This window comes from Nonlabens sp. (assembly GCF_039941875.1).
GTDB lineage: Bacteria > Bacteroidota > Bacteroidia > Flavobacteriales > Flavobacteriaceae > Nonlabens.
In genome coordinates this window covers 41,937-67,630 of the sequence record NZ_JBDVDQ010000009.1, presented here as the reverse complement: position 1 = coordinate 67,630, position 25,694 = coordinate 41,937, and the positions used below count along the sequence as shown (strand labels likewise).

At 35.8% G+C, this 25,694-nt stretch carries 19 protein-coding genes; 11 read left to right on the top strand and 8 right to left on the bottom strand.

All coding sequences use genetic code 11. The annotated features are described in order from the left end of the window. Positions 1-86 precede the first annotated feature (86 nt). Positions 87-392 carry a hypothetical protein gene (locus ABJF08_RS05545; RefSeq protein ID WP_348115077.1) on the top strand — a complete coding sequence of 102 codons (306 nt, stop codon included), beginning with the start codon at positions 87-89 and terminating at the stop codon, positions 390-392. Positions 393-451: 59 nt separating this feature from the next. Here ABJF08_RS05545 and ABJF08_RS05540 read toward each other — a convergent pair whose 3' ends face one another. Beyond that, positions 452-991, bottom strand: a complete 540-nt coding sequence (locus ABJF08_RS05540) for an alpha-ketoglutarate decarboxylase (protein ID WP_348115076.1) — start codon at positions 989-991, stop codon at positions 452-454. Between the two features lie 115 nt (positions 992-1,106). On the opposite strand from ABJF08_RS05540, the gene ABJF08_RS05535 reads away from it, so the two are divergent. The 5 genes from ABJF08_RS05535 to ABJF08_RS05515 all read left to right on the top strand — a co-directional run bounded on the left by ABJF08_RS05535 (position 1,107) and on the right by ABJF08_RS05515 (position 8,455). Further along, positions 1,107-3,851, top strand: coding sequence for a 2-oxoglutarate dehydrogenase E1 component (locus ABJF08_RS05535; RefSeq protein ID WP_348115075.1), 2,745 nt, complete (start codon positions 1,107-1,109; stop codon positions 3,849-3,851). 3 nt (positions 3,852-3,854) lie between these two features. Continuing rightward, positions 3,855-5,141 (top strand): 2-oxoglutarate dehydrogenase complex dihydrolipoyllysine-residue succinyltransferase, encoded by a 1,287-nt coding sequence (gene odhB / locus ABJF08_RS05530; protein ID WP_348115074.1) that lies wholly within the window; start codon positions 3,855-3,857, stop codon positions 5,139-5,141. Between the two features lie 265 nt (positions 5,142-5,406). After that, complete coding sequence (locus ABJF08_RS05525; protein ID WP_348115072.1) at positions 5,407-6,501, top strand: hypothetical protein; 1,095 nt, start codon at positions 5,407-5,409, stop codon at positions 6,499-6,501. 88 nt (positions 6,502-6,589) lie between these two features. Beyond that, entirely contained in the window at positions 6,590-7,372 is a 783-nt protein-coding gene (locus ABJF08_RS05520) for a hypothetical protein (protein WP_348115071.1), read from the top strand. Positions 7,373-8,116: 744 nt separating this feature from the next. Next, positions 8,117-8,455: a hypothetical protein gene (locus ABJF08_RS05515; protein WP_348115070.1), complete on the top strand. Its 339-nt coding sequence runs from the start codon at positions 8,117-8,119 to the stop codon at positions 8,453-8,455. A 111-nt stretch (positions 8,456-8,566) separates the two neighbouring features. Here the strand turns inward: ABJF08_RS05515 and fabD are convergent, their stop codons facing one another. The 3 genes from fabD to ABJF08_RS05500 all read right to left on the bottom strand — a co-directional run bounded on the left by fabD (position 8,567) and on the right by ABJF08_RS05500 (position 11,039). Continuing rightward, entirely contained in the window at positions 8,567-9,454 is an 888-nt protein-coding gene (gene fabD / locus ABJF08_RS05510; protein WP_104514464.1) for an ACP S-malonyltransferase, read from the bottom strand. Positions 9,455-9,605: 151 nt separating this feature from the next. Further along, complete coding sequence (locus tag ABJF08_RS05505) at positions 9,606-9,977, bottom strand: four helix bundle protein (RefSeq protein ID WP_348115069.1); 372 nt, start codon at positions 9,975-9,977, stop codon at positions 9,606-9,608. A 138-nt stretch (positions 9,978-10,115) separates the two neighbouring features. Next, entirely contained in the window at positions 10,116-11,039 is a 924-nt protein-coding gene (locus ABJF08_RS05500; protein ID WP_348115068.1) for a dihydrofolate reductase, read from the bottom strand. A gap of 44 nt (positions 11,040-11,083) precedes the next feature. Between ABJF08_RS05500 and ABJF08_RS05495 the strand changes: the two genes are divergently transcribed. From ABJF08_RS05495 to ABJF08_RS05485, 3 genes are all read left to right on the top strand, one after another. Then, positions 11,084-12,148, top strand: a complete 1,065-nt coding sequence (locus tag ABJF08_RS05495; RefSeq protein ID WP_348115067.1) for an aminotransferase class V-fold PLP-dependent enzyme — start codon at positions 11,084-11,086, stop codon at positions 12,146-12,148. 16 nt (positions 12,149-12,164) lie between these two features. Beyond that, the gene (locus tag ABJF08_RS05490) at positions 12,165-14,252 is read left to right on the top strand and encodes a T9SS type B sorting domain-containing protein (RefSeq protein WP_348115066.1); all 2,088 of its coding nucleotides are present in this window, start codon (positions 12,165-12,167) and stop codon (positions 14,250-14,252) included. Between the two features lie 288 nt (positions 14,253-14,540). After that, the gene (locus ABJF08_RS05485) at positions 14,541-15,350 is read left to right on the top strand and encodes a hypothetical protein (protein WP_348115065.1); all 810 of its coding nucleotides are present in this window, start codon (positions 14,541-14,543) and stop codon (positions 15,348-15,350) included. A 73-nt stretch (positions 15,351-15,423) separates the two neighbouring features. Here ABJF08_RS05485 and polA read toward each other — a convergent pair whose 3' ends face one another. Then, a complete protein-coding gene (gene polA / locus ABJF08_RS05480; protein ID WP_348115064.1) occupies positions 15,424-18,249 on the bottom strand; it encodes a DNA polymerase I in 2,826 nt (941 codons plus the stop codon). A 171-nt stretch (positions 18,250-18,420) separates the two neighbouring features. Then, positions 18,421-19,698: an MFS transporter gene (locus ABJF08_RS05475; protein ID WP_348115063.1), complete on the bottom strand. Its 1,278-nt coding sequence runs from the start codon at positions 19,696-19,698 to the stop codon at positions 18,421-18,423. A gap of 179 nt (positions 19,699-19,877) precedes the next feature. Between ABJF08_RS05475 and ABJF08_RS05470 the strand changes: the two genes are divergently transcribed. Together ABJF08_RS05470 and ABJF08_RS05465 are read left to right on the top strand one after the other, a co-directional pair. Further along, complete coding sequence (locus ABJF08_RS05470) at positions 19,878-21,101, top strand: metallophosphoesterase (RefSeq protein WP_348115062.1); 1,224 nt, start codon at positions 19,878-19,880, stop codon at positions 21,099-21,101. Positions 21,102-21,206: 105 nt separating this feature from the next. Beyond that, complete coding sequence (locus tag ABJF08_RS05465) at positions 21,207-21,503, top strand: thioredoxin family protein (RefSeq protein WP_348115061.1); 297 nt, start codon at positions 21,207-21,209, stop codon at positions 21,501-21,503. Between the two features lie 5 nt (positions 21,504-21,508). Here ABJF08_RS05465 and ABJF08_RS05460 read toward each other — a convergent pair whose 3' ends face one another. After that, the gene (locus ABJF08_RS05460) at positions 21,509-22,093 is read right to left on the bottom strand and encodes a polysaccharide deacetylase family protein (protein ID WP_348115060.1); all 585 of its coding nucleotides are present in this window, start codon (positions 22,091-22,093) and stop codon (positions 21,509-21,511) included. 37 nt (positions 22,094-22,130) lie between these two features. Then, on the bottom strand, positions 22,131-25,535 hold the full coding sequence (locus tag ABJF08_RS05455; RefSeq protein WP_348115059.1) for a DUF2723 domain-containing protein: 3,405 nt from the start codon (positions 25,533-25,535) through the stop codon (positions 22,131-22,133). Between the last annotated feature and the right edge of the window lie 159 nt (positions 25,536-25,694).

The window sequence follows — 25,694 nt, the reverse complement described above, 5'->3', positions numbered from 1 at the left end:
GTATACAAATTATAAATCAAGAATAAGAAATAAAATAATGGACTTGTGTTAGTAACCTTTTAAATATGAATCTTTAAAGTCAAGATATGTCAGAAAAGCTTACCATTTTACAAGATAAATTAGAAGATAGGCATCATGTTTTTATGGTGTACAAGAGTCAGGTAAATAAAGATTTACAGCGATCTGGTTATGAGTCTATAGAAATTAATGAACCTAAGGAATTTCTGGAAGCCTTAGGTTCTTTATTAAACGAGGCGATAGAAGATAGTGATCCAAAATTACAACAGTTATATTATCTGGCAGATGTGAAAGAAAAAAACCTAGAACAAGGTATAATTCTAGGTTTTATTATGAGAGAATGGAGTAAAATTCAATTTAGGTTGAGGCAGTGATTGAATTCTAGAGTTTGTTTTTATTCCGCTTTCGCGAAAGCGGAAAACTTGATAACCCTTTAAAACAGTACCCTAACAAATGGTTGTATACCATTTTGGTACACACTTTTACGATCATTATATAGGACATCATATCGAGCGCCTATTACAAAATTACCTTGTTGATATCCTGCGCCTAAAAACAATGCAGGTACCCAGTAGGTGTCATCAAAAACAGGATTATCAAAGTTTCTATTCACATGTAAATATTCAAAATCTGCACTAACTTGTAGAAAATCTAGCGGCTGTGCAATAGCTATTAAACTACCACCAGCAATGTTAGATTTATAACCTTGTAGACTAGAATTACTGTTAGGATCAAATTCTGAATAGCTATAATTGAGTCCGGCCCCTAGACCAACAAACTGATTTACCTGATAAATGGCTTGTGGTGCAATTAATATGGATGTGTAGCTATTTCCAAAGTTTGCGCCAATATTTCCTCCGAATCGGACTTTTTTCCAAAATTCTGATTCATTTTGTTTCTGGCTGAAAGAAACGCAAGAAAATAGCCCGAATAATGATAATATGATAATGTTTTTAAAATAATAGGTTTTCATGATAGAATGATTAACAAATTGTAGTGTTATAAATATACAAAACCTTATGCCATGACGACGTATTTCTTTATTTTTGCCATAACAATTGATAAAAAGGATAAATTTCCTTCCATATATGGACAAGTTTTCATTTCTCAATGCAGCTCACACTGCTCAGTTCGCACAACTTTACGACGAATATTTAATTAATCCTGATCAAGTAGAGCCGTCATGGCGTGCTTTTTTTCAAGGATTTGACTTTGGTATGGAGAGCGCCCACGAGGGCGATCTTATAGTAGAGCACTCAGGAACACCGGTTGCGGTGCCTGAAAATGTGCAAAAAGAATTTCAAGTAGTTAAATTAATCGATGCCTATCGTACAAGAGGTCATTTGTTTACTAAAACAAATCCTGTTAGAGATAGACGTAATTATGAACCTAAACTAGATCTAGTCAACTTCGGTCTTTCTGATAGTGATCTAGATACCGTTTTTGATTCTGGCGAGTTAATAGGCGTAGGTAAAACTACTCTTAGGAACATAGTTGCTCATTTAACTAAAATCTATTGCGAGAGTATAGGTGTAGAATATATGTATATACGTAAGCCTGATGAGGTGAAGTGGATACAAAACTGGTTGCACAAAAATGATAACCACCCTACTTTTAATAAAGATCAAAAAGTACAGATTTTAAAGAAACTTAATGAAGCGGTTTCTTTTGAATCATTTCTTCATACTAAATATGTAGGACAGAAACGTTTTTCTCTAGAAGGAAACGAGTCTTTAATTCCAGCACTGGATGCGTTGATAGAAAACGCAGCGGATAAAGGTGTGGATCAATTTGTTCTAGGAATGGCTCACCGTGGTCGTTTAAATGTGTTGACTAACATTTTTGGAAAGCCTGTAAAGGATATCTTTTCAGAATTTGACGGTAAAGACTACGAGCAAGACATTTTTGATGGTGATGTAAAGTATCACTTAGGTTATACGAGTAAAAGAAAAACCGATAATGGTAACGATATCAATATTAATATCGTGCCTAACCCATCTCACCTAGAAACAGTAGGTGCGGTAGTAGAAGGTATTACTCGTGCAAAACAAGATATGCACACGCCAGAGAATTTTTCTAAGGTGTTACCTATTGTATTACACGGTGATGCAGCAGTTGCTGGTCAGGGAATTGTGTATGAAGTAGTGCAAATGGCACAACTAGATGCTTATAAAACGGCAGGTACTATTCACTTAGTTGTAAATAACCAAGTAGGTTTTACAACAAATTATCTAGACGCAAGATCTAGTACATATTGTACTGATATTGCAAAGGTGACACTATCTCCAGTATTACATGTGAATGCGGACGACGCTGAGGCTGTGGTACATGCGATGAATTTTGCACTAGATTACCGTATGGAATTTGGTCGTGATGTATTTATCGATCTATTAGGTTATAGAAAATATGGTCATAATGAAGGTGATGAACCTCGTTTTACACAACCACAATTATATAAAGCGATAGGGAAGCATAAAAATCCGCGAGATATTTATGCAGAGCGATTACTTAACGAAGGAATTATAAATAATTCTAAAGTAAAAGAATTAGAAAAACAATATAAAGAGCGTCTAGAAGAAGAACTTGCTACTTCTCGCCAAATGGAAAATACCATTATCACACCATTCATGCAAGATGAGTGGAATGGTTTTGAACAAGCGACCGAAGTGGAAATGATGCAACAGGTAGAAACTGGTGTAGATCGCAAAATCTTAGAAGAAATAACTGCGACTATTTCTAAGTTGCCAGAAGATCGCAACTTCATTAGAAAAATAAAGAAGATCGTAGAAGTACGTCAGAAAATGTTTGATGAAGACCGACTAGACTGGGCTATGGGGGAACATCTAGCTTATGGTTCTTTAATGCAAGAAGGTTTTAATGTAAGAATGAGTGGTCAGGATGTAGAAAGAGGTACTTTTTCTCACCGTCATGCAGTGGTCAAATCAGAGAATAATGAGCACGAGTTTATCTTACACAACAACCTTGATGTAAAAGGACAGATGTACATCTATAACTCACACCTTTCTGAATATGGTGTGGTAGGTTTTGAATACGGTTATGCACTGGCACGACCTAAAACACTAACGATTTGGGAAGCACAATTCGGTGATTTCTCAAATGGTGCACAAATTATGATGGACCAGTACATAAGTGCTGGAGAAGATAAGTGGAAAAATCAAAACGGTTTGGTGAAATTATTACCACACGGTTATGAAGGACAAGGTGCAGAGCACTCTAGTGCCCGTATAGAACGTTATTTACAGCTTTGTGCAAAGGATAATATGTTTATGGCTAACTGTACAACGCCAGCAAACATTTTCCACCTATTGCGCCGCCAGATGAAGGTAAATTACCGCAAGCCTCTTGTTGTTTTTACTCCTAAATCTTTATTGCGTTACCCTAAAGCGGTAAGCACGGTGTCTGAATTTGAGAATGGACATTTTCAAGAAGTTATAGATGTTGATGGTGACGCTTTCGCGAAAGCGGAAACATTAGTATTCGTTTCTGGTAAATTCTATTATGATTTATTAGAATACAGAGAAGAAAATAATCGTACAGATGTGGCACTGGTAAGACTAGAACAATTGTTCCCACTACCAGTAGATCAAATGCAAGAAGTTATTAAAAAATACGGTTCTAAAGATGTCGTTTGGGCACAAGAAGAACCTAGAAATATGGGAGCATATTCCCACTTAATGCTACACATGCCAGAGACTAGATCATGGAGAGTGTGCTCAAGAAATATGTACGCAGCTCCTGCTTCTGGTAGTTCTACTAGATCTAAAAGAAGACAGGCAAGAATAATAGAAGATGTATTTAATACCAATAAATAAATTATGGCTCTAGAAATGAAAGTGCCTTCACCAGGCGAGTCGATTACAGAAGTAGAAATAGCAGAATGGTTAGTTGCCGATGGTGACTGGGTTGAAAAAGACCAAGCCATAGCAGAGGTAGATAGCGATAAAGCTACCCTAGAATTACCAGCAGAAGCTAGTGGTATTATTACCCTAAAGGCTGAAGAAGGTGATGCTGTAGCCGTAGGTGCTGTTGTGTGTCATATTGATACAGAGGCAACAAACCCTAATGGTGGTTCTAAAGATGTGGATAACGCACCGTCTTCTATGGGAGGTGGCGATGAAGGAGGTAATAATGGAGATGTAGCCAAAGAGATGCAAAAGGATAATGCTGATAAAAGCAAGACCGCATCTTCTAAGGCTCCACAACCTACTCAAGCTAAAGAAACTTATGCTAGCGGTACTGCAAGTCCTGCGGCAAAGAAAATTCTTGATGAAAAAGGTGTAGATGCTAAGTCTGTTTCTGGTAGCGGTCGTGATGGTCGTATTACTAAAAGCGATGCAGTAAATGCAAAACCATCTATGGGTACTCCAGGAAATGGATCTCGTGGTGAGTCTCGTTCTAAGCTTTCTATGTTACGTAGAAAAGTAGCAGAGCGTCTAGTAAGTGTTAAGAATGAAACAGCGATGCTGACTACTTTCAATGAAGTAGACATGAAACCTATCTTTGATTTACGTAAAGATCATAAGGAAGCGTTTAAGTCTAAACATGGAGTAGGATTAGGATTTATGTCTTTCTTTACTAAAGCTGTAACTAGAGCATTAGAACTATATCCAGCGGTTAATTCTATGATCGATGGAAAAGAAATGGTTTCTTATGATTTTGCAGATATTTCTATCGCGGTTTCTGGTCCTAAAGGATTAATGGTTCCTGTAATTAGAAATGCAGAAAACCTTTCTTTTAGAGGTGTAGAACAAGAAGTAAAAAGACTTGCACTAAGAGCGAGAGATGGAAACATCACTATAGATGAGATGACTGGTGGTACGTTTACGATTACTAACGGAGGTGTTTTCGGTAGTATGATGAGTACACCTATTATCAACCCACCACAGAGTGCTATCTTAGGAATGCACAACATTATAGAGCGCCCAGTGGTAGTAGATGGTAACATCGTTGCACGTCCTATGATGTATCTAGCTGTTTCTTATGACCACCGTATTATCGATGGTAAAGAGTCTGTAGGTTTCTTAGTAGCTATTAAAGAAGCGCTAGAAAACCCTATCGAGATCTTAATGGATAGTGATGTGAAGAAGGCGTTAGAATTGTAGAAATTTTCTAATTATCTAACATAGATATAAAGGACTCAATCGATTGGTCGATTGGGTCCTTTTTTGATATAAATAGCAATGTATTCTATTTTAGTAAGTTATATTTTTTATTATTATTTTGAAGTGTTAAATAAAAGTTAATAAATTATCTATCTATCTATCTATCTATCTATCTATCTTGATCTGGTCGTAAGTTTATAATCCCCTGAATATTATAATCATTTACTAACCAGCCTATTTTATGATAGGTACAAAACCATTATCTATGTTCAGGAAATCTTACCTGTATTACTTATTTTTCATAGTCATTGTTCTTACTTCTATCTCTTCTTGCGAGAAAGACGATGTTCATGAGTTAGATGCTTTAAGTAACACAAAATTTGTTATGAAAGGTTCTATGTCAAGTCTTTATGATATACAGAATAACGACGTAAAACTTTTTAATTATCTTTCTGTTAGAGCTCATTCACATAACCATACCAATGATCTACAAAGTAAGTCTGGAGGTGTTTCTAGTAATGTCGTTTTAGACACAGCGAGTATTCAAGTTTTAGAAGGAGATAATTTTAAAAATTATATATTTAGAGTGTTACCAGATAGTACACAGTTAGAAGATGTTCTAAAGAATTATATGCTGGTCGTTTTAAAAGATAGTATTCAACAACAATTTATGGTGACATATCCTTACGTTGATCATAAAATAGACACAACAAACGTTTTGATAGAGCCTATTTTTGGAACAGATATACTAAATCAAACTGTTTTAAAATGCGGAGGAGGTTCTTATCAATCCGTATGGATACCAGGTGGCTATACGGATTATTCTTGTAGAGAGGGTAGGCATAATGTTGATGATGGACCTGGTAGTGGTGGTTCTGGTGGTTGTATTTACTATGGTGGCTGGGGATCTGCTTCAAGGATATTTTATGAGGGTTATTTTACTACTCAATACGTAGAACAACAACCTTGTGAAACATTTGACCCAGGTAGTGGCTCAAATGGTGGTGGTGGAAGTGGCGGCTCATACACACCACCTATTGATGATGAAGATGAAGACGAACTAAGTATAGGTGTTGGTATAACTCCTAATGATGGTAATCCTGTGGAGACCTTAAACGTTGTAGGAATAAATGTCCAAGCCTTTTTTGATCAATTACCTGATGAATTAAAAGACTATATTAATAGTACACCTCAGAATCCACTTCGTTTGATCATTAACAATTATTTTAAAACAGAAGGATTAACGGATGAAAATAAAGAATTTGTAGTAGATTTCTTAGAAATTAAGGAAATGAATAACGACGTTAAGTTTGAAAGATATAAAGCACTTGTAGAGGAGTTATCTATCAATCTTCAATAACCAAATTCAAAATAGTCATCAAAGCCCTACTAATTATTTAGAACTATACAATCATTCTATACCTGCAATTTGTCAAAGTAAACTTGATTTGCTTGGCGCAGGCTACAGTAATCAAACGATTGATCAAGGCAATGCTATGTTGGCTAATATCGATTATTATGCTGTTGAAATATCAGTAATGCCAGATTTAAATGGAGATCATGTACCAGATGATCCAAACGTGGTCTTTAGGAAGTACAAAGAAAAATTTATTGAGTTTGCCAGTGGTGAACATGAAGATTTTGAATTTACATCTGATGTAGCTTTGTATGGTTCAATTAGAACTGATATTTCTTGGGATTTTATCCCTCTTGATAATAATGATAGAGTGTTATGGGAATCTTTAAGTCCTGTATCTGCGATCTTTAGAATTGAAGCCGATGCGGATGATTTAGTGGCTTGGGGAGCTGTTGATCATGGTGCTGTAATTATTTCTGACTACAGTGATAATTATTCTTGGACTGTTTCAACTATTCAAACACCAAGTACTGGGACTCAACCATTTTCTGGTAATCGACAATGGGGAATTAGACCACCTAACAGAAATGGGAATGTAGAATTATATACTGCAGCGGTGGATATAGCTTTAGTGAGTGATGTAATTAGGTGGGAATCTGATACACAACAACAACGTGAAAATCAAGAAAGAGATTATTATAATATTGCCGATGCAACTTGGAAAAATATGGTCAATGAGATAATACAGTGGATTTATGATAATGGCGGTGTTGCTAATTTATCACGAGATAATTTTCAACATCATATTGATAGAGACGAATTAACAGATTATCTTGAGGAAAATATAACCTTAGACCAATTAACGGATAACTAATGAGAAAGATGTTACTAACTACAGCTGTTGTTTTTATAGGCTTTATACTGATGTCTTATATAAAAGTATTTACTGTAAGCTTGCTTCCATTTACTCTTATTCTATTATTTTTCACGCAATACTGTCATTGTAGAATAAATAATATGATGAGAGTAATAGGTAAACATTTATTATGTATTTTTTCTGGTATTAGTATCTTCCTTTTATCGTTATTTTTATTGAAATTATATCATGACTATTTTAGTACAACAGATTCAAATAGAGGACGATTGTTTGATATGATTATATTTTTTATCTATCCCATGGGAAATTTTTTATTCTATAAGTTTATTTTTAAATTAAATTATTGGACTATATTTATTGGCTTTATGTTTTCCATACTGCTACTTATATGGAGACAATCTGGCGGAGACTATTTTTTTGAAAGTGTTCAAAATTTGGTGTCATCAAGATATATTATAGTCCATTTTACAATTTTAGTAGTTTTACATTTTATGTTTATTTATAAAGGTAGAAATGAACATATTCTCAAAGAATGAAGTTGCAAGTCGTTTGATTATATAAAAAAATGAAAAACTTAATAATAATGTTATCAATTTTTACTATTTCATGTAGTAGCCAAGTAAATATTTTAGCAGCTAATGATTATCAGAATGTGAAGTTTGATAACACTCTTCTTTCCGATATTCTAAGTACAAAGGAGACAATGTTCTTTTGAGAAATTTGTTTGTAGATAATTTTACAATGGATTCTGGTTATGAGCTGGATTATTGGGTGCAATTTGAAACAGCATCTATTTACTTTTTATTTCAAGATGGAATAGTTGATCCGTCTGGAAATAATATATCCTCTTATCAATTAACTAATCTAAAACTAATAGATAATACAAAGAGTTTGTTTATTAATGGAGTAAATATTAGAGTGGGCGATAATATTAGTATTTTGGGGGCTGTGAATTCTATGAACGATCCTTCAACAAGACAAAAGAAAGTAGTATTTAGGATTGGCTCAGAAGTAATACGTATAAGGTTTAACCGAAATACAAGTGTTATTACTCTTATTGAATACGAGTATTTTAACTAGGTACAATAAAGTTAAACGTCGAAAAAAACCTCCCATGAAAAACGTAGTTTTTCATGGGAGGTTTTTGAATTCTGAGAATGCTATAAATTTTATTCTCTTTGATCTAATTTCTTATTCGGCAACACTACCTTGACTCACTGTGGTAGAGCGATCTATTTTCTTAATCAAGCCTTGTAATGCTTTTCCTGGACCTACTTCTATAAATTCTGTAGCGCCGTCTTTAATCATCTCTTGAATAGACTGTGTCCATTTTACAGGTGCAGTAAGCTGGTAGATAAGGTTGGTCTTAATATCATCTGTGTTTTCTACTGCAAATGTGGATACATTTTGATAAATAGGACACATAGGTTTATTGAATTCGGTACTTTCTATTGCTTTAGCAAGTTCTTCTCTCGCTGGCTCCATTAAAGGAGAGTGAAAAGCACCACCTACTGGTAAAATTAAAGCTCTTTTTGCTCCTTTTTCTTTTAGGATTTCGCAAGCTTTTTCTACTGCGGGAATTGCTCCAGAAATTACTAACTGTCCAGGACAATTATAATTTGCTGCTACTACAACGCCTTCTACATCTTTACAAACTTTCTCCACGTCTTCGTCTGCCATACCTATAATGGCCGCCATAGTACTAGCCTGGTGCTCACAAGCTGCTTGCATGGCAAGTGCACGTTTTGAAACTATTTTTAATCCATCTTCAAAGGTTAATGCACCTGCTGCGGTAAGTGCACTTAATTCACCTAATGAGTGTCCTGCTACCATATCTGGTGCAAAATCATCACCCATCATTTTTGCAAGAACAACAGAGTGTATGAATATAGCCGGTTGGGTAACTTTAGTTTCTTTTAATTCTTCAGCAGTTCCTTCAAACATGATTTTTGAAATCTCAAAACCTAGAATTTCATCTGCTTTTAAGAATAATTCTTTTGCTGCTGGATAAGTATCGTATAAGTCTTTACCCATTCCTGTGAATTGAGCTCCTTGACCTGGAAAAACGTATGCTTTCATTTTATTTGCGTTAGTTAATGTGGTAAAAATAATGTAATAACTATTAATTACTAAAAGAACTGTATAGAAGTCTCAGTTTTCAGTTTCAGTTTGCAATCTTAGTCTCAGTTTTATTTTTCACTTCGTTAAAAATATGACCAGTTGTACTGAATTACTCTTTTCCTACTCCAAATTTCCCTGGATTTTTGATCATATAGTTAATTAGTTTTCCAACTTCTTTAGATTTTGAAAGCAAAGGCTCTTGCTGCGATTCGGTAATGTAGTGGCAAGCTAGAGCATATCTCAACCAGACTACAGTTTCTGAATTTTCTCCATCGGCATCCGTTAGTTTACTTATAAAATGTTTTGGATACCGTCTTTTTCTATAAGCTTCAGCAATATTAGCATTAACACTCCTAGAAGATCTTCTGATTTGATCGGTTAGACTGTATTTTTCTTCATTTGGAAATGACTTACTTAATTCAAAAATTTTCATCGCATTTTCAAACGCCTTTTTATGAGCTAATAAATCTTCAAAATCCATTATGTCTATTTTATTAATTGCTAGATTCAATATTTGAAATTAGATAGGTGATCACATTATTCACAACTAATTAACTCTGTGACTAAATCACCATAACTAATTAAACTTGTGACTGAAACCTGCGACTGGGACTGGAATCTATCTCCTCACCCAAGTTTCATAATCAAAACTATAAGCATGCTTTTCATCTGCAGGATGGTGTAGTGATGTTTTTATCTCCCATTTTGTAGTATCTATTTTTGGGAAATACGTATCTACGTCAAATGTGCCGTGAACCCTCGTTAGTTCTATCTCGTTAGATATAGACATCGCAAGTTTATAAATTTCGCCACCACCTATAATAAAAGGATTATTATCACCAGTAGTAGTCGCAAGAGCAGTTTCCATATCATGAACTACTATGCCGCCGTCTGCTCTGTAATTTTTATCTCTAGTTAGTATTACATGAGTGCGGTTAGGTAACGGTTTAGGGAAACTTTCAAAAGTCTTACGCCCCATAATGATGTGATGACCAGTGGTAAGTGATTTAAATCTCTTAAAATCATCTGGTAAATGCCATACGAGATCGCCATCTTTACCCAGCTCATTATTCATTCCTGCAGCTGCGATCATGGTGATTTTACGATTAGTATTTGGATTATCGATAGATAAAGTGGTTTTAGGAGCTACGTATTCCTTCTGTACTTTCTTTTCTAACTGTGTGATGCGTTCTTTTTGTTTCTGCACTAGTTTTGCATATTGTCTCTTTTCCCATTCAGGACCTAGCAGCCTTTTAGTAATAAACACATTAAAAGCATGATAACAAAGTAATAGCAACCATGCAAAAATCACCCATATCCACCATTCTATATCTAGAATGCGTATAGGCTCTACTTTCATAAGCACTTGACTAATTATAATTAGTCCTACCGCACCTACTAGAAAAACAATAAAATGTGTAAAGAGACCACGTTTTTGCTTAATGCGTTTTTGCGCATTCTCAATCATCTCTTTTTGTTCTAAATCAATTCCAGGTATATCTTTTTTCTTTCTACCGAACATTCTAGTTATTTTTATACTCAAATTTACGCTATTATCCACATAGACGTTCTTAGCAATTGTATAAAATGATCGATCAATTTCCTATTCTCAAAGAATACACTTATCTCAATACGGCAAACCATGGCTTACTGTCTCAAGATATAGTAGACCATCGCGCTTCTCTAGATTTAAAAATGCGAGACCAGGCTTCTCTTTTTACTAATAAGCGCAATGTGTTTATAGATGAAGTAAGACACACGATAGCAAATTTTATGGATGCCGATCCTGATTTTACGGCAGTGATTCCTAATTTTTCTACCGCTTTTAATACGTTGATTAACGGTTTTGACTCTGCAAGTATTTTTTTACTTTTAAAGGATGACTATCCATCGATTAATAATCCAGTAGAGGCTCGAGGATTTAAAACACACCATGTGGTAATAGATGAGCAAATGGAGCAAAATATTATTGCAGTTTGTGAGATGGAGCAGCCAGACTTCTTCTGTTTTTCTATGGTTCAATACATATCTGGTATTAAGATGGACTTAGATTTCTTGAACGATCTAAAAAAACGATTTCCTAAAATAACTCTCATTGCAGATTTTACTCAGTATGTAGGTTTTGAAGAGTTCCGCTTTCGCGAAAGCGGAATAGACATCATCATCGCGTCCTGTTATAAATGGTTGCACGCTGGAGATGGAAATGGTTTTTTATGTATGAAAGAAGAAGTACAAGAAACTATTTTTCCTATAGAGAAGTTAGATGGAAATGCAAACAGTGGAATTAAATCTAACGTGAATTTCATAAGTACTTTTGAACCTGGTCACCAAGATATGATGGCTTTTGGTACGCTACAACAAGCTATTATCAAAGCACATGAATTGGGGTGGAAAACAATTAGTGAGCCTGTTAAGGAGCTGGCTTCTAAAGCAAAACTAGCTTTTCAAGAAAGAGGGCTGCTTTCTACCGTCGTCTGTGCTAGAAAAGAACATTCTTCTATTTTCAATATAAAAGGAGATCAAGAACTATATGAGGAGTTATTAGACCATAAGATTATAACCTCGTTGCGAGGCGATGGTCTTAGAATAAGTTTCTCTTATTTTAATACAGAAGAGGACTTGATTAAGTTGTTGGAAGTCTTAGATTTGTAGGGCTATGACCATTTTTATGAAAAAGTTCTTTTTACTCGGCCTAATTTTATTTGCGCAATTCAGTTTAGCTCAAAATCCTAATGACTGTATAGACGCTATTTTACTTTGTGGAGATACAGATTTAGGAATAAACCCTTCTGGTATAGGTAGAGATGAGTTTGCACAATTCGGTAATCCAGTGCCTAGTTGTTTTAATTTTCAGACAGATCAGGCTTGGTTTAGGGTAGAAATAGAGACTACAGGAACTTTTAGTTTTGCTCTGACACCTGATACACCTCAGGCTGATTATGATTTTGCGGTTTTCGGACCAGTAATAAATTGTGATAATCTAGGGCCAGCCATACGTTGTTCTAGCACAAACCCAAATGATGCTGGCGTTACTGGTGATACAGGTCTTAACGACACAGAGTTGGATCTTACTGAAGGGCCAGGACCTAACGGTAATGGTTTTCTACAGGAAATAACCGTCACTGCAGGCGATGTATATTATATAATTATCGGTCTAGCAGTAGGAAACGGTGGTTTTTCACTATCTACTAGCGGTAGTGCTACATTACCACCATCACCTACAGCTAATGTTGTTGCAGATCTAGATGTTTGTGATAATCTAGGAGCACAAGATGGTTTTAGAGAATTTGATTTTACACCACTCGATGCAGATGTTCTTCTTGGGCAAGCTAATACATCAGTGACTTATCATGAATCTCTTAATGATGCTAACATAGGTATTAATGCACTCACTTTCCCGTATACTAATGTTTCAAATCCGCAGGAGATTTTTGTGCGTGTTTTAAGAAATGACTCTAACTGTACCGATTTTACCCAGTTTACGGTAGAGGTAGACGATACTAACGTTGCTACAGATGTAGACCCTTTTATTATATGTTCTGATAATACTACAGAAGTTTTTGATTTTGATACGGTTATTGACTCTCTCGTACCTAATAATGCCAACTTAAACATTTCTTACCATCTTAGTTCTGCAGATGCTAGTAGTGATAGTAATCCACAAGGATCTGTATTTACAGCAACAACTACCGAAGAATTTTACTTTATTAAAGTAATAGACCCAACAGGGCTATCATGTGAATTTATTTTAAATACTTCGCTTTTGGTTGCAAATCCACCAGTGATCGCTACTCCTAACGATCTTGTGTTGTGTGACGACGATTTTGATGGTTTTTTAAATGTCTCCTTAAGTAGTCAAAATGTAGATATTTTAAATGGTTTAGATCCAGCTTTACATCAGGTACGATTTTATGCGACAGATGCTGACCGTACTCAGGAGCAAAGCACATTAGGTAATACATATACCACGACTCAAAATCCGCAACGTATTTATGCAAGTGTTACGGAAATAAGAACCTTGTGTGTTGCAGACGTAGAATTTGACGTTATCATTAATCCGCGACCTATGCTTGCTGCCCAAGATGATATTGTTGTTTGTGTAGATGCTGTTAACCCAACTCGAATAAGTGTGGAAGCTGGTTTTGATCTTTATGAATGGAGTACTGGAGAGATGGGTGCTGCTTTGAATAGTATTGAGATAGATCAACCTGGAGCTTACACTGTGACAGTGACTAATAGTTTTGGCTGTCAAAATTCATTGACCATTACCGCTTTACCGTCTGATATAGCTGTGATAGATGATATTATTACAGAAGATTTTAGAAACGGAGATAATACGGCCCAATTCATTGTTTCTGGTCCTGGAGATTATGAATTTTCTGTTGATAATGGAGCTTTTCAAGACTCTAATTTCTTTTCTGGGCTCTATAAAGGGTTTCATACAGTTAGAATACGCGATAAAAATGGTTGTGGTACGCTGACTCAAGAATTTGTGGTGTTAGATTATCAGCGCTTCTTTACACCTAATAATGATGGTTTTCATGACTATTGGACTCTAGACGGTATCACTACTTCGCCTGAAGCTGTAATTTTTATTTATGACCGTTATGGCAAGTTATTGCATCAAATGGCACCACTAGGACCAGGATGGGATGGTACCTATTTAAATGCGCCTTTGCCTTCTAGTACCTACTGGTTTACTTTACAAATACCTAATAAGCCACTAGTTAAAGGCTATTTTGCTTTAAAGAGGTAAGGTTGAGTTGGTGTTTTCGCTTTCGCGAAAGTGAGAAAATTACACTGACGTCATTTGAAATATTAAATTTTTACTAGATGTTTATCAATTAAAAGGACCTGAAATAATTAGTTTCTTCATTAATAAACTTTATTTCATGTCGTTAATCGATAAATAGCTATGTAGTTTATCGAATATTCATTTACTTTATCTTTATAAACACGCATTTCATCGATAGAAAATTCTTACACCTTTTATAAATTCGTTATATCTCTATACTTATTTATTTTGCAGTTATAACCCTGTATTATGAAATTTACAAATTTAATTGCAGCCCTGACTATTTTATTAACTGTTACCATGACTACTGCTCAAGTAGGTATAGGTATCGCTCAACCTGAAGCGGCATTAGACATTAATTCTACTGACACTGGTGTATTGTTGCCTAGAATAGGTTTACTCTCTGCCACAGACGTCACATCTGTTGTTAACCCAGATGGTGGTGCGCTGGTTAACGGAACCATGATATGGAATACTGGAGCCGCTGGTTTAACACCAGCCGGATATTACTTTCATGAAGATGGTGTGTGGTATGAAGTAGCTCGAGGGACTACACCTCAAGTGTTTTTTGGTAAGTTAATTATAAGTGCCAAAGGAACAATGGATATTACTGACGTACCATTTAAACCAGAATCTATTGAGTTTCTAGCAGTGAATAGAGTTCAGAATTATGATGAAACTTATAGATCTGGCACTAATAATTCAAATGATATAAGAATGGCAGGTGGACAGACTGTAGGGTATGCTCAAGCAATAGGTGCTAGTATTAATCAACAAGTGATCTCAAGTGGTTTTAGTGGGTCAAGTATCAACAACATTGGTACATATTCTTCTAGTAGCCACTGTATAGCAGCATATTTTGTGAATAATAATGGTGAGCCTATACACGATAATGGTACAGCAACTGGTGGTACTGATGCTGAGGCAGGATTAATATCTGCTTCTTTACAGACATTTAATGATGACGGTTTTACTCTTAATGTAGATAATTACTTAGGAGAAACTTCTACTGGAGTGAGAACAAATCAAATAGTAGTTATTTACAAGGCATATAGATAATGTTGTAGGTATTCTAAACTAATGTCCTAAACATAAAAAAGACCTGCCGTAGCAGGTCTTTTTTGTTTGTATTTTAATGCGCTTCTAACCAATTCTGTCCAACGCCAACTTCTACATCTAGTGGTACACTCATTTTATAAGCATTTTGCATCTCGTCTTGAATGAGTTTTTTCATGTCTTCTAACTCATCGTTATGAATGTCAAAAACCAATTCATCATGAACTTGTAATAACATTTTAGACTTGCAGTTCATCTCTTCAAACTTCTTGTGTATGTTGATCATGGCAATTTTAATAATGTCTGCTGCGCTACCTTGTATCGGTGCGTTAACCGCATTACGTTCTGCCGCACCACGTACGATACCGTTAGAGCTATTGATATTATTTAAATAACGACGTCTTCCTAAAATCGTTTCTACATAACCATTCTCACGAGCAAAATCCACTTGGTCTTGCATGTAGGATTTAAGTTTAGGATATGTAGCATAATAGGTGTCTATCAATTCTTTTGCTTCTGCACGAGTAAGATCGGTTTGATTACTTAAACCAAAAGCACTTACACCGTATATAATCCCAAAATTAACCGTTTTTGCATTGCTACGTTGTTCTCTAGTCACATCTTCTAGTGCTACATTAAAAACCTTGGCAGCTGTAGAGGCGTGAATATCTTCACCGCTTTGGAAAGCAGCGATCATGTTTTCTTCTTCACTCAAAGCAGCAATAATTCTTAATTCTATTTGAGAATAATCGGCAGCGAGAAGTGTGTAGTTTTCATCTCTTGGCACAAATGCTTTACGCACCTGACGACCACGCTCTGTACGTATAGGTATATTCTGTAAGTTAGGATCTGTAGAACTTAATCTTCCTGTCGCAGCTACCGTTTGCATATAGTTAGTGTGTATGCGTTTTGTTTGAGTATTTACCTGATTAGGCAAAGCGTCTACATAAGTAGATTTTAATTTACTTAAACCACGATAATCAAGAACATTTTGAACTATCGCATGATCTTTTGCTAGGTAACTCAGTACATCTTCAGCAGTAGAGTATTGACCAGTTTTAGTCTTTTTAGGTTTTTCAACCAGGTTTAATTTTTCAAATAGAATAATTCCCAACTGTTTAGGAGAACCTATATTAAATTCTTCTCCAGCAACTTCATATATATCTTTTTCTAATTGAGTGATATCTGTGTCTAGATCACCAGATAGTGAGTTTAAAAACTCTTCGTCTAGATTAATACCTTCTATTTCCATAGCAGCCAGTACATCTAGTAAAGGCATTTCTATATCGTTAAAAAGTTTATCGGTTCCTGCGCTAGCAAGTTCTGGAGTAAAATGTTCCTTAAGTTGTAAAGTGATATCGGCATCTTCTACCGCGTATTCTTTTTGTTTTTCTAGATCTACAGCGCGCATAGAAAGTTGGTTCTTCCCTTTCTTCCCTATCAGTTCTACGATAGATTGCGGTGTGTAGTTCAAATAAGTTTCTGCCAGCACGTCCATATTGTGACGCATATCTGGATTAATAAGATAATGAGCCAGCATGGTGTCGAACATCGGTCCTTTTACATGGACTCCATATTTGTCTAATACTTTAATATCGTACTTTAAATTCTGACCTATTTTTTCGATGCTTTCGCTTTCAAAAAATGGTTTTAATTCATCTACGATAGCTTGTGCGGCATCACGATCTTCCGGAATAGGTAAGTAAAAGCCTTTTCCTTGTTCCCAAGAAAATGCAATTCCTACTAACTCGGCAGCAAGTGCATCTAGACCTGTTGTTTCTGTGTCAAAACAGACACTAGATTGCTTCATTAAAGACTGTAAGAACAATTTAGTTCCCATTCCTTCTTCTACTAACTGGTATAAGTGATCACTGCTAGCAAGAGTGTTGCGTCCTATAGATTGTGCCTCTGTAGTGATTCCAGAACCTGGAGCGTCAAATAAAGAGAATTGCCCAGCGCCAGCATCGTCAGTCTTTGCGCCTTTAGTTTTAGTCTCTGGTAATTCTTTAGAAAATATTTTTGCCAGAGTCTCCTTTGCACGACGAAATTCTAACTCGTCAAAGATATCGTGAACCTCTTCTACGTTAGGGTCGTCCAGTTCGTATTTTTTGGCATCAAAGGTTACCGGGCAGTCCAGTCTTATGGTGGCAAGTTTTTTAGAAAGAAGGCCTAACTCTGCATTAGCGATTACTTTTTCTTTCATTTTACCTTTAAGCTGGTCGGTATTTTCTAGTAAACCTTCCATAGAACCGTATGCAGCGATAAATTTCTTAGCTGTTTTATCTCCTACACCAGGTAATCCCGGGATGTTATCACTCGCATCACCCATCATACCTAAATAATCGATAACTTGTTCAGGTCGCTCTACTTCAAATTTCTTTTGTACCTCAGGAATTCCCCATATCTCAATTCCATTACCCATACGGGCAGGTTTGTACATAAAAATGTTTTCAGACACGAGTTGTGCATAATCCTTATCTGGTGTTACCATATAAGTAGTAAAACCTTCTTTTTCGGCTTGTTTTGCTAGTGTTCCTATCAGGTCATCAGCCTCAATTCCTTCTACTACCTCTATAGGAATGTGCATGGCTTTTAAAATACGCATGATATAAGGAACCGCTATTTTAATCGCCTCAGGTGTTTCATCTCGGTTTGCTTTGTAATCTTCGTACATCTCCACACGGTCTGCACTACCACCTTTATCAAATGCAACGGCTAGATATTCTGGTTTCTCACGTCTAATAACGTCAAAAAGCGAATTTGTAAAACCCATAATTGCACTAGTATCCATACCGGCACTATTGATTCTAGGGTTCTTAATAAGTGCATAATAACCTCTAAAAATCAAAGCATAAGCATCTAGGAGAAATAATCTTTTATCGTTTGTACCGTCGTTAGTCATCGTGAAATTTTATGGATGCTAAAGATAAAAAACGAACCTAGGAAAATAAGGAATCTATAAGCCAATTATGACTTTTTATACACAACGATGTGCTGTGTAAAATGCTTTTATGATAGAGTTATGTGGATAGGTGTTCCGCTTTCGCGAAAGCGAGATCACAACAATTATTTTCTATAATGATGACTCATCGATACTACTATCCTTAAAATCTTCTCTAAGGTCTAATTTTCTAAAAGAAGGAGATACTAAAGCTGTTGAAATAACTGTGATTAGTGTCATCGTACCACCGAATACTACGGCTGTTACTGTTCCCATTAATTTTGCAGTAACACCACTTTCAAAAGCACCCAATTCATTTGAAGATCCTACAAACATAGAATTCACGGACGCCACACGACCGCGCATGTGATCAGGTGTTTTTAACTGGAGTATGGTCTGTCTTATGACCATAGAAACGCCGTCTGTCACACCACTGAAGAATAAGGCGATTACAGATACCCAAAAAGAAGTGGACAGTCCAAAAACGATAATACAAATTCCAAATCCCAAAATAGCGGCAAGTAATTTCATACCAGCATTTTTACTTATGGGTATATATGCGGTAGCAATCATGGTTAATATGGCACCTACAGACGGCGCAGCTCTCAAAATACCAAAACCTTCACTACCTACACATAAAATATCTTGAGCAAAAATGGGTAATAAAATAACCGCACCACCGAATAGAACAGAGACCATGTCTAGTGTTAGTGCTCCTAGAATAGCTTTGGTATTAAAGACAAAACCCAATCCTTCTTTTAGACTTTGGATAATAGGCTCGTTAATCTTGGTATTTAAAATAGGTTTTTTAGAAATAAGGAAAACGGTAAAAAATGATAATACAACTAGGCTGAAAACAATACATAAGGACCAGTGTACACCGAACCAGTTAATCGCAAATCCTGAAAAAGCAAGTCCTACTACAGATGCAATTTGCCAGGCAGAACTGCTCCAAGTAGCTGCGTTAGGATAGACTTTCTTAGGTACGATAAGCGCAATAAGTGAAAATAGAATAGGGCCAAAAAAGGATCTTAAAAAACCACCGAAAAAAACCAATGCATAAATACTGTATAAAACAGTGCTGGTAGACCAGTTACCTACTATTTCTGGCCAGGTTAATAAAAATAATCCTAAACTGATAAGGGAAAAAGCTGCAATACATAGCGCTAGGAGATTGCGTTTTTCTTTTTGATCTACTATGTGACCGGCAAATAATGCCATCGAGAACGCTGGTACAAACTCCATCAAACCTATTAAGGCTAGCGACCATGGGTCTTTAGTTAATGAGTATACCTGCCACTCGATAACAATAAACTGCATGGACCAGCCGAATACTAATAAAAAGCGCATGATTAAAAAGATGTTGAACTCCTTAATTCTTAACGCTGCGTAGGGATCGTTTTTTACCAAAATTATAAAGTGATGTGTTTAAGATGAGCAAAATTAAAGCATGTACCGTGTAAATAATTTACTTTTTTTGATAAAAAAGTGCTGTATTGATTGATGGTAAAAAAAAATGGATGTTTTTCATTTTCAGTCTTTAACGATATTGCAACATTTTAAAAGCCAAAAGGCAGTAATATTGCATTATGACTAGACTACTTATCGTTCTCGCGATTTTTATCGCTCTTGAGTTTTATTCCTTTCAGTTAATACGCACCTTATCTAGAGGTCACTGGTGGAAATGGGTGTACCTGGCAGTTTCTGTTTTGGTTATTCTCAATGTATTTTTACAGTTTTATTTAAATCCAGATCGCAGTCAGATATCTGCTTCTAGAGATTTGGCTATCACTATTACACTGGCATTTTTCACATTAAAATTAGTGTTCTTCTTATTTATGTTCGGTGAAGATATTTATAGAAGTATAGTAGGTTTGATAAAAACGCTCACTCAAAATCAAGAACAGGATCAATCGTTTTTACCTAGTAGAAGAGCTTTTCTTGCTAAAGTAGGTCTCGCTGTGGCGGCCCTGCCCTTTGGTGCTATATTATATGGTGCATGGCGTGGTAAATATGATTATCAAGTTAGAGAATATGAGTTGACCTTTGAAGATTTGCCAGATGCGTTTGATGGATATAAAATTACTCAATTAAGTGATATTCACGTTGGTAGTTTTGATGATAAGGAAGAGGTGGCGTATGCGATTAACTTGGCTAATGAACAACAAAGTGATTTGATCTTATTTACTGGTGATCTAGTTAATAACGAAGCTAAAGAGATGCATGGTTGGGAAAGTATATTCGGTTCTCTTAAAGCAAAGGATGGAGTGTACTCTGTTCTAGGAAACCATGATTATGGAGATTATGTGCAATGGGATACTGACGAGGCTAAAGAAGAAAATATGCAGCAGCTCTATAAAATCCAGAAAGATATGGGGTGGAGATTAATGCTTGATGAAAATGAGAAAATCACTCGTGGTACGGACTCTATTTCTCTAGTAGGTGTGCAAAATTGGGGTGGCGGCCGTTTTCCTAAATATGGTGATCTTGCAAAAGCATCTCAGGGATTAAGTAAGGAAGAGTTCAAAGTCCTTTTAAGTCATGATCCTACACATTGGGATTTACAAGTTAAAGACGACGATAAGAAATACCATCTTACTCTGAGTGGTCATACACATGGTATGCAATTTGGTATAGAAATACCTGGCTTTATTAAATTGAGTCCGGCATGGTTTGTTTATAAAAAATGGGCAGGTATCTATAAAGAAGCAGGTCAATTCTTGAATGTGAATAGAGGTTTTGGCTTCTTAGGTTATTCAGGGCGAGCAGGAATATGGCCAGAAATCACAGTAATTACTTTAAAAAAGGGGTAATCCTTTAATTTATCGATTTATTTTACCATCGTTACTGTCTTGTTAAGAATAGTTTATGTTTTGTTTTGACGATTTTATGTACATTTGATAGTATAATTTGTGATTATGTCAAAGTTCGGCCAGCTTATTAGTGCAAATGTTCCAGTATTGTTCAATTTTTTTACTGACTGGAATGAGGATACCGTTGCTATGAATGCAGTGTTACGTAATGTGGCTGCAGCCTTAGGTGATAAAGCCAAGGTTATTAAAATAGATGTAGAAAAAAATCAAGAGCTCTCTGAAGCACTTAGAATAAAAGGTGTTCCTACTTTTATTATATATCAAGGTGGTGAGATGAAGTGGAGGCAAAGCGGTGCGCAAGATGATAATACCTTGATACATCAATTAAAACAACTGCATTAAATAAATTATGGTTGTGAAATAGATTTACTTTCCCAACCTTTTTCTTTTAGAAATGCCAGGTATTCTGGTAATATTACTTTTAATTTTTCAAAAGATTTATCGCTGTCGTGAAATACGATGACACTGCCGTTACGTGTGTTTTTCTTTAAGTTTTTCAGGCAAGATTCGGATGTTCTACTTTGATCAAAGTCGCCTGATAGGACATCCCAGAGAACTATTTTATTCCCTTTTTTAATCAACTTTTTAGTAACTGAAGGAGTTATTCGACCGTATGGTGGTCTAAATAGTTTTGTATTTACCACTTTGCTACACTCATTAACATTATCTAGGTACGTCTTTCTTTTAGTAGTCCAGGCGTTAAGATGGTGGTAAGTATGGTTGCCTATTTGATGTTTTTGGTTTTTTAGAAGCCTATAAGTTTCTGGATAACGATCTACTTTATCTCCTATACAGAAGAAAGTTGCTTTAAAACCGTATTGAGATAAAAGGTCTGTGACAAAGTCGGTAACCAGTGGAGTAGGACCGTCATCAAAAGTTAGATAGACTGTTTTTTCTCCACGGTTACCGTGCCAATAATAGTTTTTAAACAAGTTAGAGAACTTGTCTGATATGTGATCTGGATATAATTTAATCTTGACTTAATGTATCTGCTATGGTCTCTTGTTGAGACGTAGTAACGTTATCTACAGAGTTGTCAAGAAGATCTCTTAATTCCATCGCTTCAGCAGAGTCTGGGAATGATTCTTCCGGGCTTTCTCCTTTTTTCCTGATGTAATAAGCGTCATTCATAAACCTGATAAACGGCTCGAAGTACCCATTGTAAGTATCTACATGTTTATTGATCATTTCTTGATCTTCATAAAATACTGGAACCTCGGCAATAGAATTGTATCTAGAAATTGCTGTTGCAATTCTTAGATAATTATTGTCTTGTTCCTCTAGACTCAACTGGTTGTAATGATCCAATTCATCTTGGTATTTTGCAATGACTTTATTTAATAAATCCCTTGCTTTTTCTTGCTTGTTAAGTTCATAATATCCGGAAATAAAAGGTTCTAGCATCGAGTAATTGCCATAATATTCTACGGGCATGTGCTTCATACCTAAATCTAGTATTTCTTCAGCCTTAGTTAGTTGCCCATTTTTCATTAATGCCTCTGCAGCACGAGTAATGTTGCTTCTGTAACCTACACTATTACGTCTAGTCTCTACATCATGATATATGTCTGAAGAACCACCGTTACCCCAGTCCCATTTCTTGATTACTTGATATGCATAATCAGGATCTACTCTACCCATGTCAAATGGATCGCGTGGATCTTCTGGTGTAGTTTTAATAGGTAGTAATCTATAAGCGCAACCATCTAGTTGTAGATAGTCTTTCATCCATATATAATCTTCGTCACTAAATGCGCCACCAGAGAAATAAATAGGACGTTCCCAGTTGTTTGCGTTAATAATGTCTAGCATAAACATTCTGTTTTTATAAACGGCATTGCTTTTTATGTTTATGACTATTTCATCCACGATTTTATCAGCATCTTTTTGCGGTACAACACCATTCTTTAGAACAGCTTCTTTATTCACAGGAATAGAGATAAACTTTGTTGGGAATGTGTGCTCAAAGTGCTCGTTTCTCATTTGTTCTTGAGTGACTTTGTTATCGCTAGCTACCCATTCCATCCATTGATCTAATTTCATCGTGTCTGGAAAAACATAATTAGGATCTTGATTCAGATCTTGCATGCGTTGTTGAATACGTTCTTTATCTGAGTAATAAAGAGCATCACGAGTACCGTATTTATATTTGCTATGAGTTAAAGTGCTAGGTATAGGCTCGCTATCCCATGCTTTCTTTTTCATATCGTCCATGTACCAGTCTGTACTTAATAGTGAAGTACATACGACACGCACGTCTGTACGATAGCCTTCTACTTCTTGTGCATACCATAATGGAAATGTGTCATTATCTCCTATAGTAAAGATCAACGCATTAGGTAAACAGCTGTCTAGATATTTCTTAGCACTTGCTAGAGCTGTGTATTTATCAGATCTATCGTGATCATCCCAATTTTGATATCCCATAAGTAATGGAGCAGCTGCAAAACAAGCTGTTAGTGAAATAATTTGTGCAATTCTAGACTTCATAAGATCGCGCAGCATTTCATAAATGGCATAAACTCCCATTCCTACCCACATGCTGAATACTAGAAAAGATCCTACATAAGCATAATCACGCTCTCGTACTTGAAACATGGATTGATTAAGGTACACAAGTATGGCAAGTCCTGTAAAAAGGAAGAGCACCAGAGTTACATAAAAGGATTTTAAATCTTTACGAGCATGAAAAACGGCGCCTAATATTCCTAATATTAATGGTAGGAAAAAATAAGTGTTGCGTCCTTTATTATTAAGCATGTCATCACTTAGTTCGTCTTGGGTACCTAGATGTGCCTCATCTATAAAACTAATGCCGCTTAACCAGTTGCCGTCATAAGAATCCCACTCTCCTTGTACGTCATTTTGTTTACCCACAAAGTTCCACATGAAATAACGCATATACATATAGCTCACCTGGTAATTTGCCATATACTTCATGTTGTTAGCAAAACTAGGTTTGTCTATTTCTACAGCTTCCCTTAAAGACATTAATACGTCTATATATTCTTCGGTATCAATTGTACCTCGTTGCAGTCTACGTTCATAATCATCTAGAACAGATAGTAGTTCTTGATTGTTTTCAAAACCTTCTTTTATGGTGTAGTCTAGACCACCCATAAATTCTATGTAATTAGACGCTCTAGATGGGTCTGTCATACGTGGAAAAAACCCTTTATGACTGTCGTTTGTATTAGGTATCGCGTCCTTATAATTATTAACGATTACATATTTACCCAATTTATAGTCTTTCTCGTATTTAGGTTTTTCGTCTTTAAACGCTTCATTGTCTTCAGTAGTTGGGTCGTCTTCATTATATCCAGCATACATATCGGTAAACGACTCTCCAAAGAATAAACCAGGTGATGGGTATTGTTCACGGTTGTAATAAGCTAATAAAGAACGAGCATCTTCTGGTGCGTTTTCATTAATAGGTGTTCCTGCATTTGCCCTTATAGGTAGCATGGTCCAAGAAGAAAAACCTACTAATACAAACATGATGCATAAAGTAATCGTGTTTAATAGAGGTAAGTTACGCTTTCGCGAAAGCGAGATTAAAAATGCAAATAATCCAACTATAAGTAAGAGAACGATTATAGTACCAGAGTTAAAAGGTAGTCCTATGTCGTTAACAAAGAATACTTCTAAGTATCCGAATATGCTTAACGTATAAGGAAGTAGTAGTTTAAAAACGAATAGTAATACGGCAACCACTGCTATATTAGCAACAATAAAGTTGAGGACAGTTATTTTTTTATAATGTTTAAAATACCATAACAGTCCTATAGCAGGTATGGTAAGAATACCCATAAAGTGAATACCAAATGATAGTCCTACTATAAATGAAATCAGTATTAACCAGCGGTTGCCGCGTGGTAATAGCATGTCGCGTTCCCATAATAAGCCTATGTAAAACATAAGACTCATGAGCAAGGTTGCTGGTGCATAAACTTCTGCTTCTACAGCATTAAACCAGAAACTGTCAGAAACTGCAAAGGTTAATGATCCTATAGCGGCCGCTCCTAATATCATCACGTCATTTGCGCCATCTTTTAAAATATGTCTTTTTAAAAGTAAAGTAAGCGACCAGAACATAAATAAAATAGTGAATGCACTAGAGAATACGGCTAGTAAATTAACCGTGTATGCTATGTCCGTTGCATCTAGTGCGAATACAGAAAAAGCGGCTCCCATCATCTGGTAGAGTGGTGCTCCTGGTGGATGTCCTACTTCTAGTTTTGAAGAGGTAGCAATATACTCTCCCGCGTCCCAGTAGCTTACTGTAGGTTCTACAGTGCTCCAGAATATAAAAAGTGCTGCTGCAAAGACTGTCCAGCCTATAATTTTATTTAATTGTGCGTAGTTCAATTTCATAATGATGGTTAACTCTGGCGAAAATAAGATTTTATGCCCTTATTAACCGTATAAACGTCTAAGAGAAAATTACAGTATGTAAATTTTGATAAGATTTTTTTTAAAACTTTTTAAATAGCATTTATCAATAAATAAAGGCGATTCAAGAGGGTGTGTTTA

Excerpts from the sequence above, each read along its gene's own strand:
- ABJF08_RS05545 (WP_348115077.1), top strand. The coding sequence starts at position 87 with ATGTCAGAAAAGCTTACCATTTTACAAGATAAATTAGAAGATAGGCAT.
- ABJF08_RS05540 (WP_348115076.1), bottom strand. The coding sequence starts at position 991 with ATGAAAACCTATTATTTTAAAAACATTATCATATTATCATTATTCGGG.
- ABJF08_RS05535 (WP_348115075.1), top strand. The coding sequence starts at position 1,107 with ATGGACAAGTTTTCATTTCTCAATGCAGCTCACACTGCTCAGTTCGCA.
- odhB (WP_348115074.1), top strand. The coding sequence starts at position 3,855 with ATGGCTCTAGAAATGAAAGTGCCTTCACCAGGCGAGTCGATTACAGAA.
- ABJF08_RS05525 (WP_348115072.1), top strand. The coding sequence starts at position 5,407 with ATGTTCAGGAAATCTTACCTGTATTACTTATTTTTCATAGTCATTGTT.
- ABJF08_RS05515 (WP_348115070.1), top strand. The coding sequence starts at position 8,117 with ATGGATTCTGGTTATGAGCTGGATTATTGGGTGCAATTTGAAACAGCA.
- fabD (WP_104514464.1), bottom strand. The coding sequence starts at position 9,454 with ATGAAAGCATACGTTTTTCCAGGTCAAGGAGCTCAATTCACAGGAATG.
- ABJF08_RS05505 (WP_348115069.1), bottom strand. The coding sequence starts at position 9,977 with ATGGATTTTGAAGATTTATTAGCTCATAAAAAGGCGTTTGAAAATGCG.
- ABJF08_RS05495 (WP_348115067.1), top strand. The coding sequence starts at position 11,084 with ATGATCGATCAATTTCCTATTCTCAAAGAATACACTTATCTCAATACG.
- ABJF08_RS05490 (WP_348115066.1), top strand. The coding sequence starts at position 12,165 with ATGAAAAAGTTCTTTTTACTCGGCCTAATTTTATTTGCGCAATTCAGT.
- ABJF08_RS05485 (WP_348115065.1), top strand. The coding sequence starts at position 14,541 with ATGAAATTTACAAATTTAATTGCAGCCCTGACTATTTTATTAACTGTT.
- polA (WP_348115064.1), bottom strand. The coding sequence starts at position 18,249 with ATGACTAACGACGGTACAAACGATAAAAGATTATTTCTCCTAGATGCT.
- ABJF08_RS05470 (WP_348115062.1), top strand. The coding sequence starts at position 19,878 with ATGACTAGACTACTTATCGTTCTCGCGATTTTTATCGCTCTTGAGTTT.
- ABJF08_RS05465 (WP_348115061.1), top strand. The coding sequence starts at position 21,207 with ATGTCAAAGTTCGGCCAGCTTATTAGTGCAAATGTTCCAGTATTGTTC.
- ABJF08_RS05455 (WP_348115059.1), bottom strand. The coding sequence starts at position 25,535 with ATGAAATTGAACTACGCACAATTAAATAAAATTATAGGCTGGACAGTC.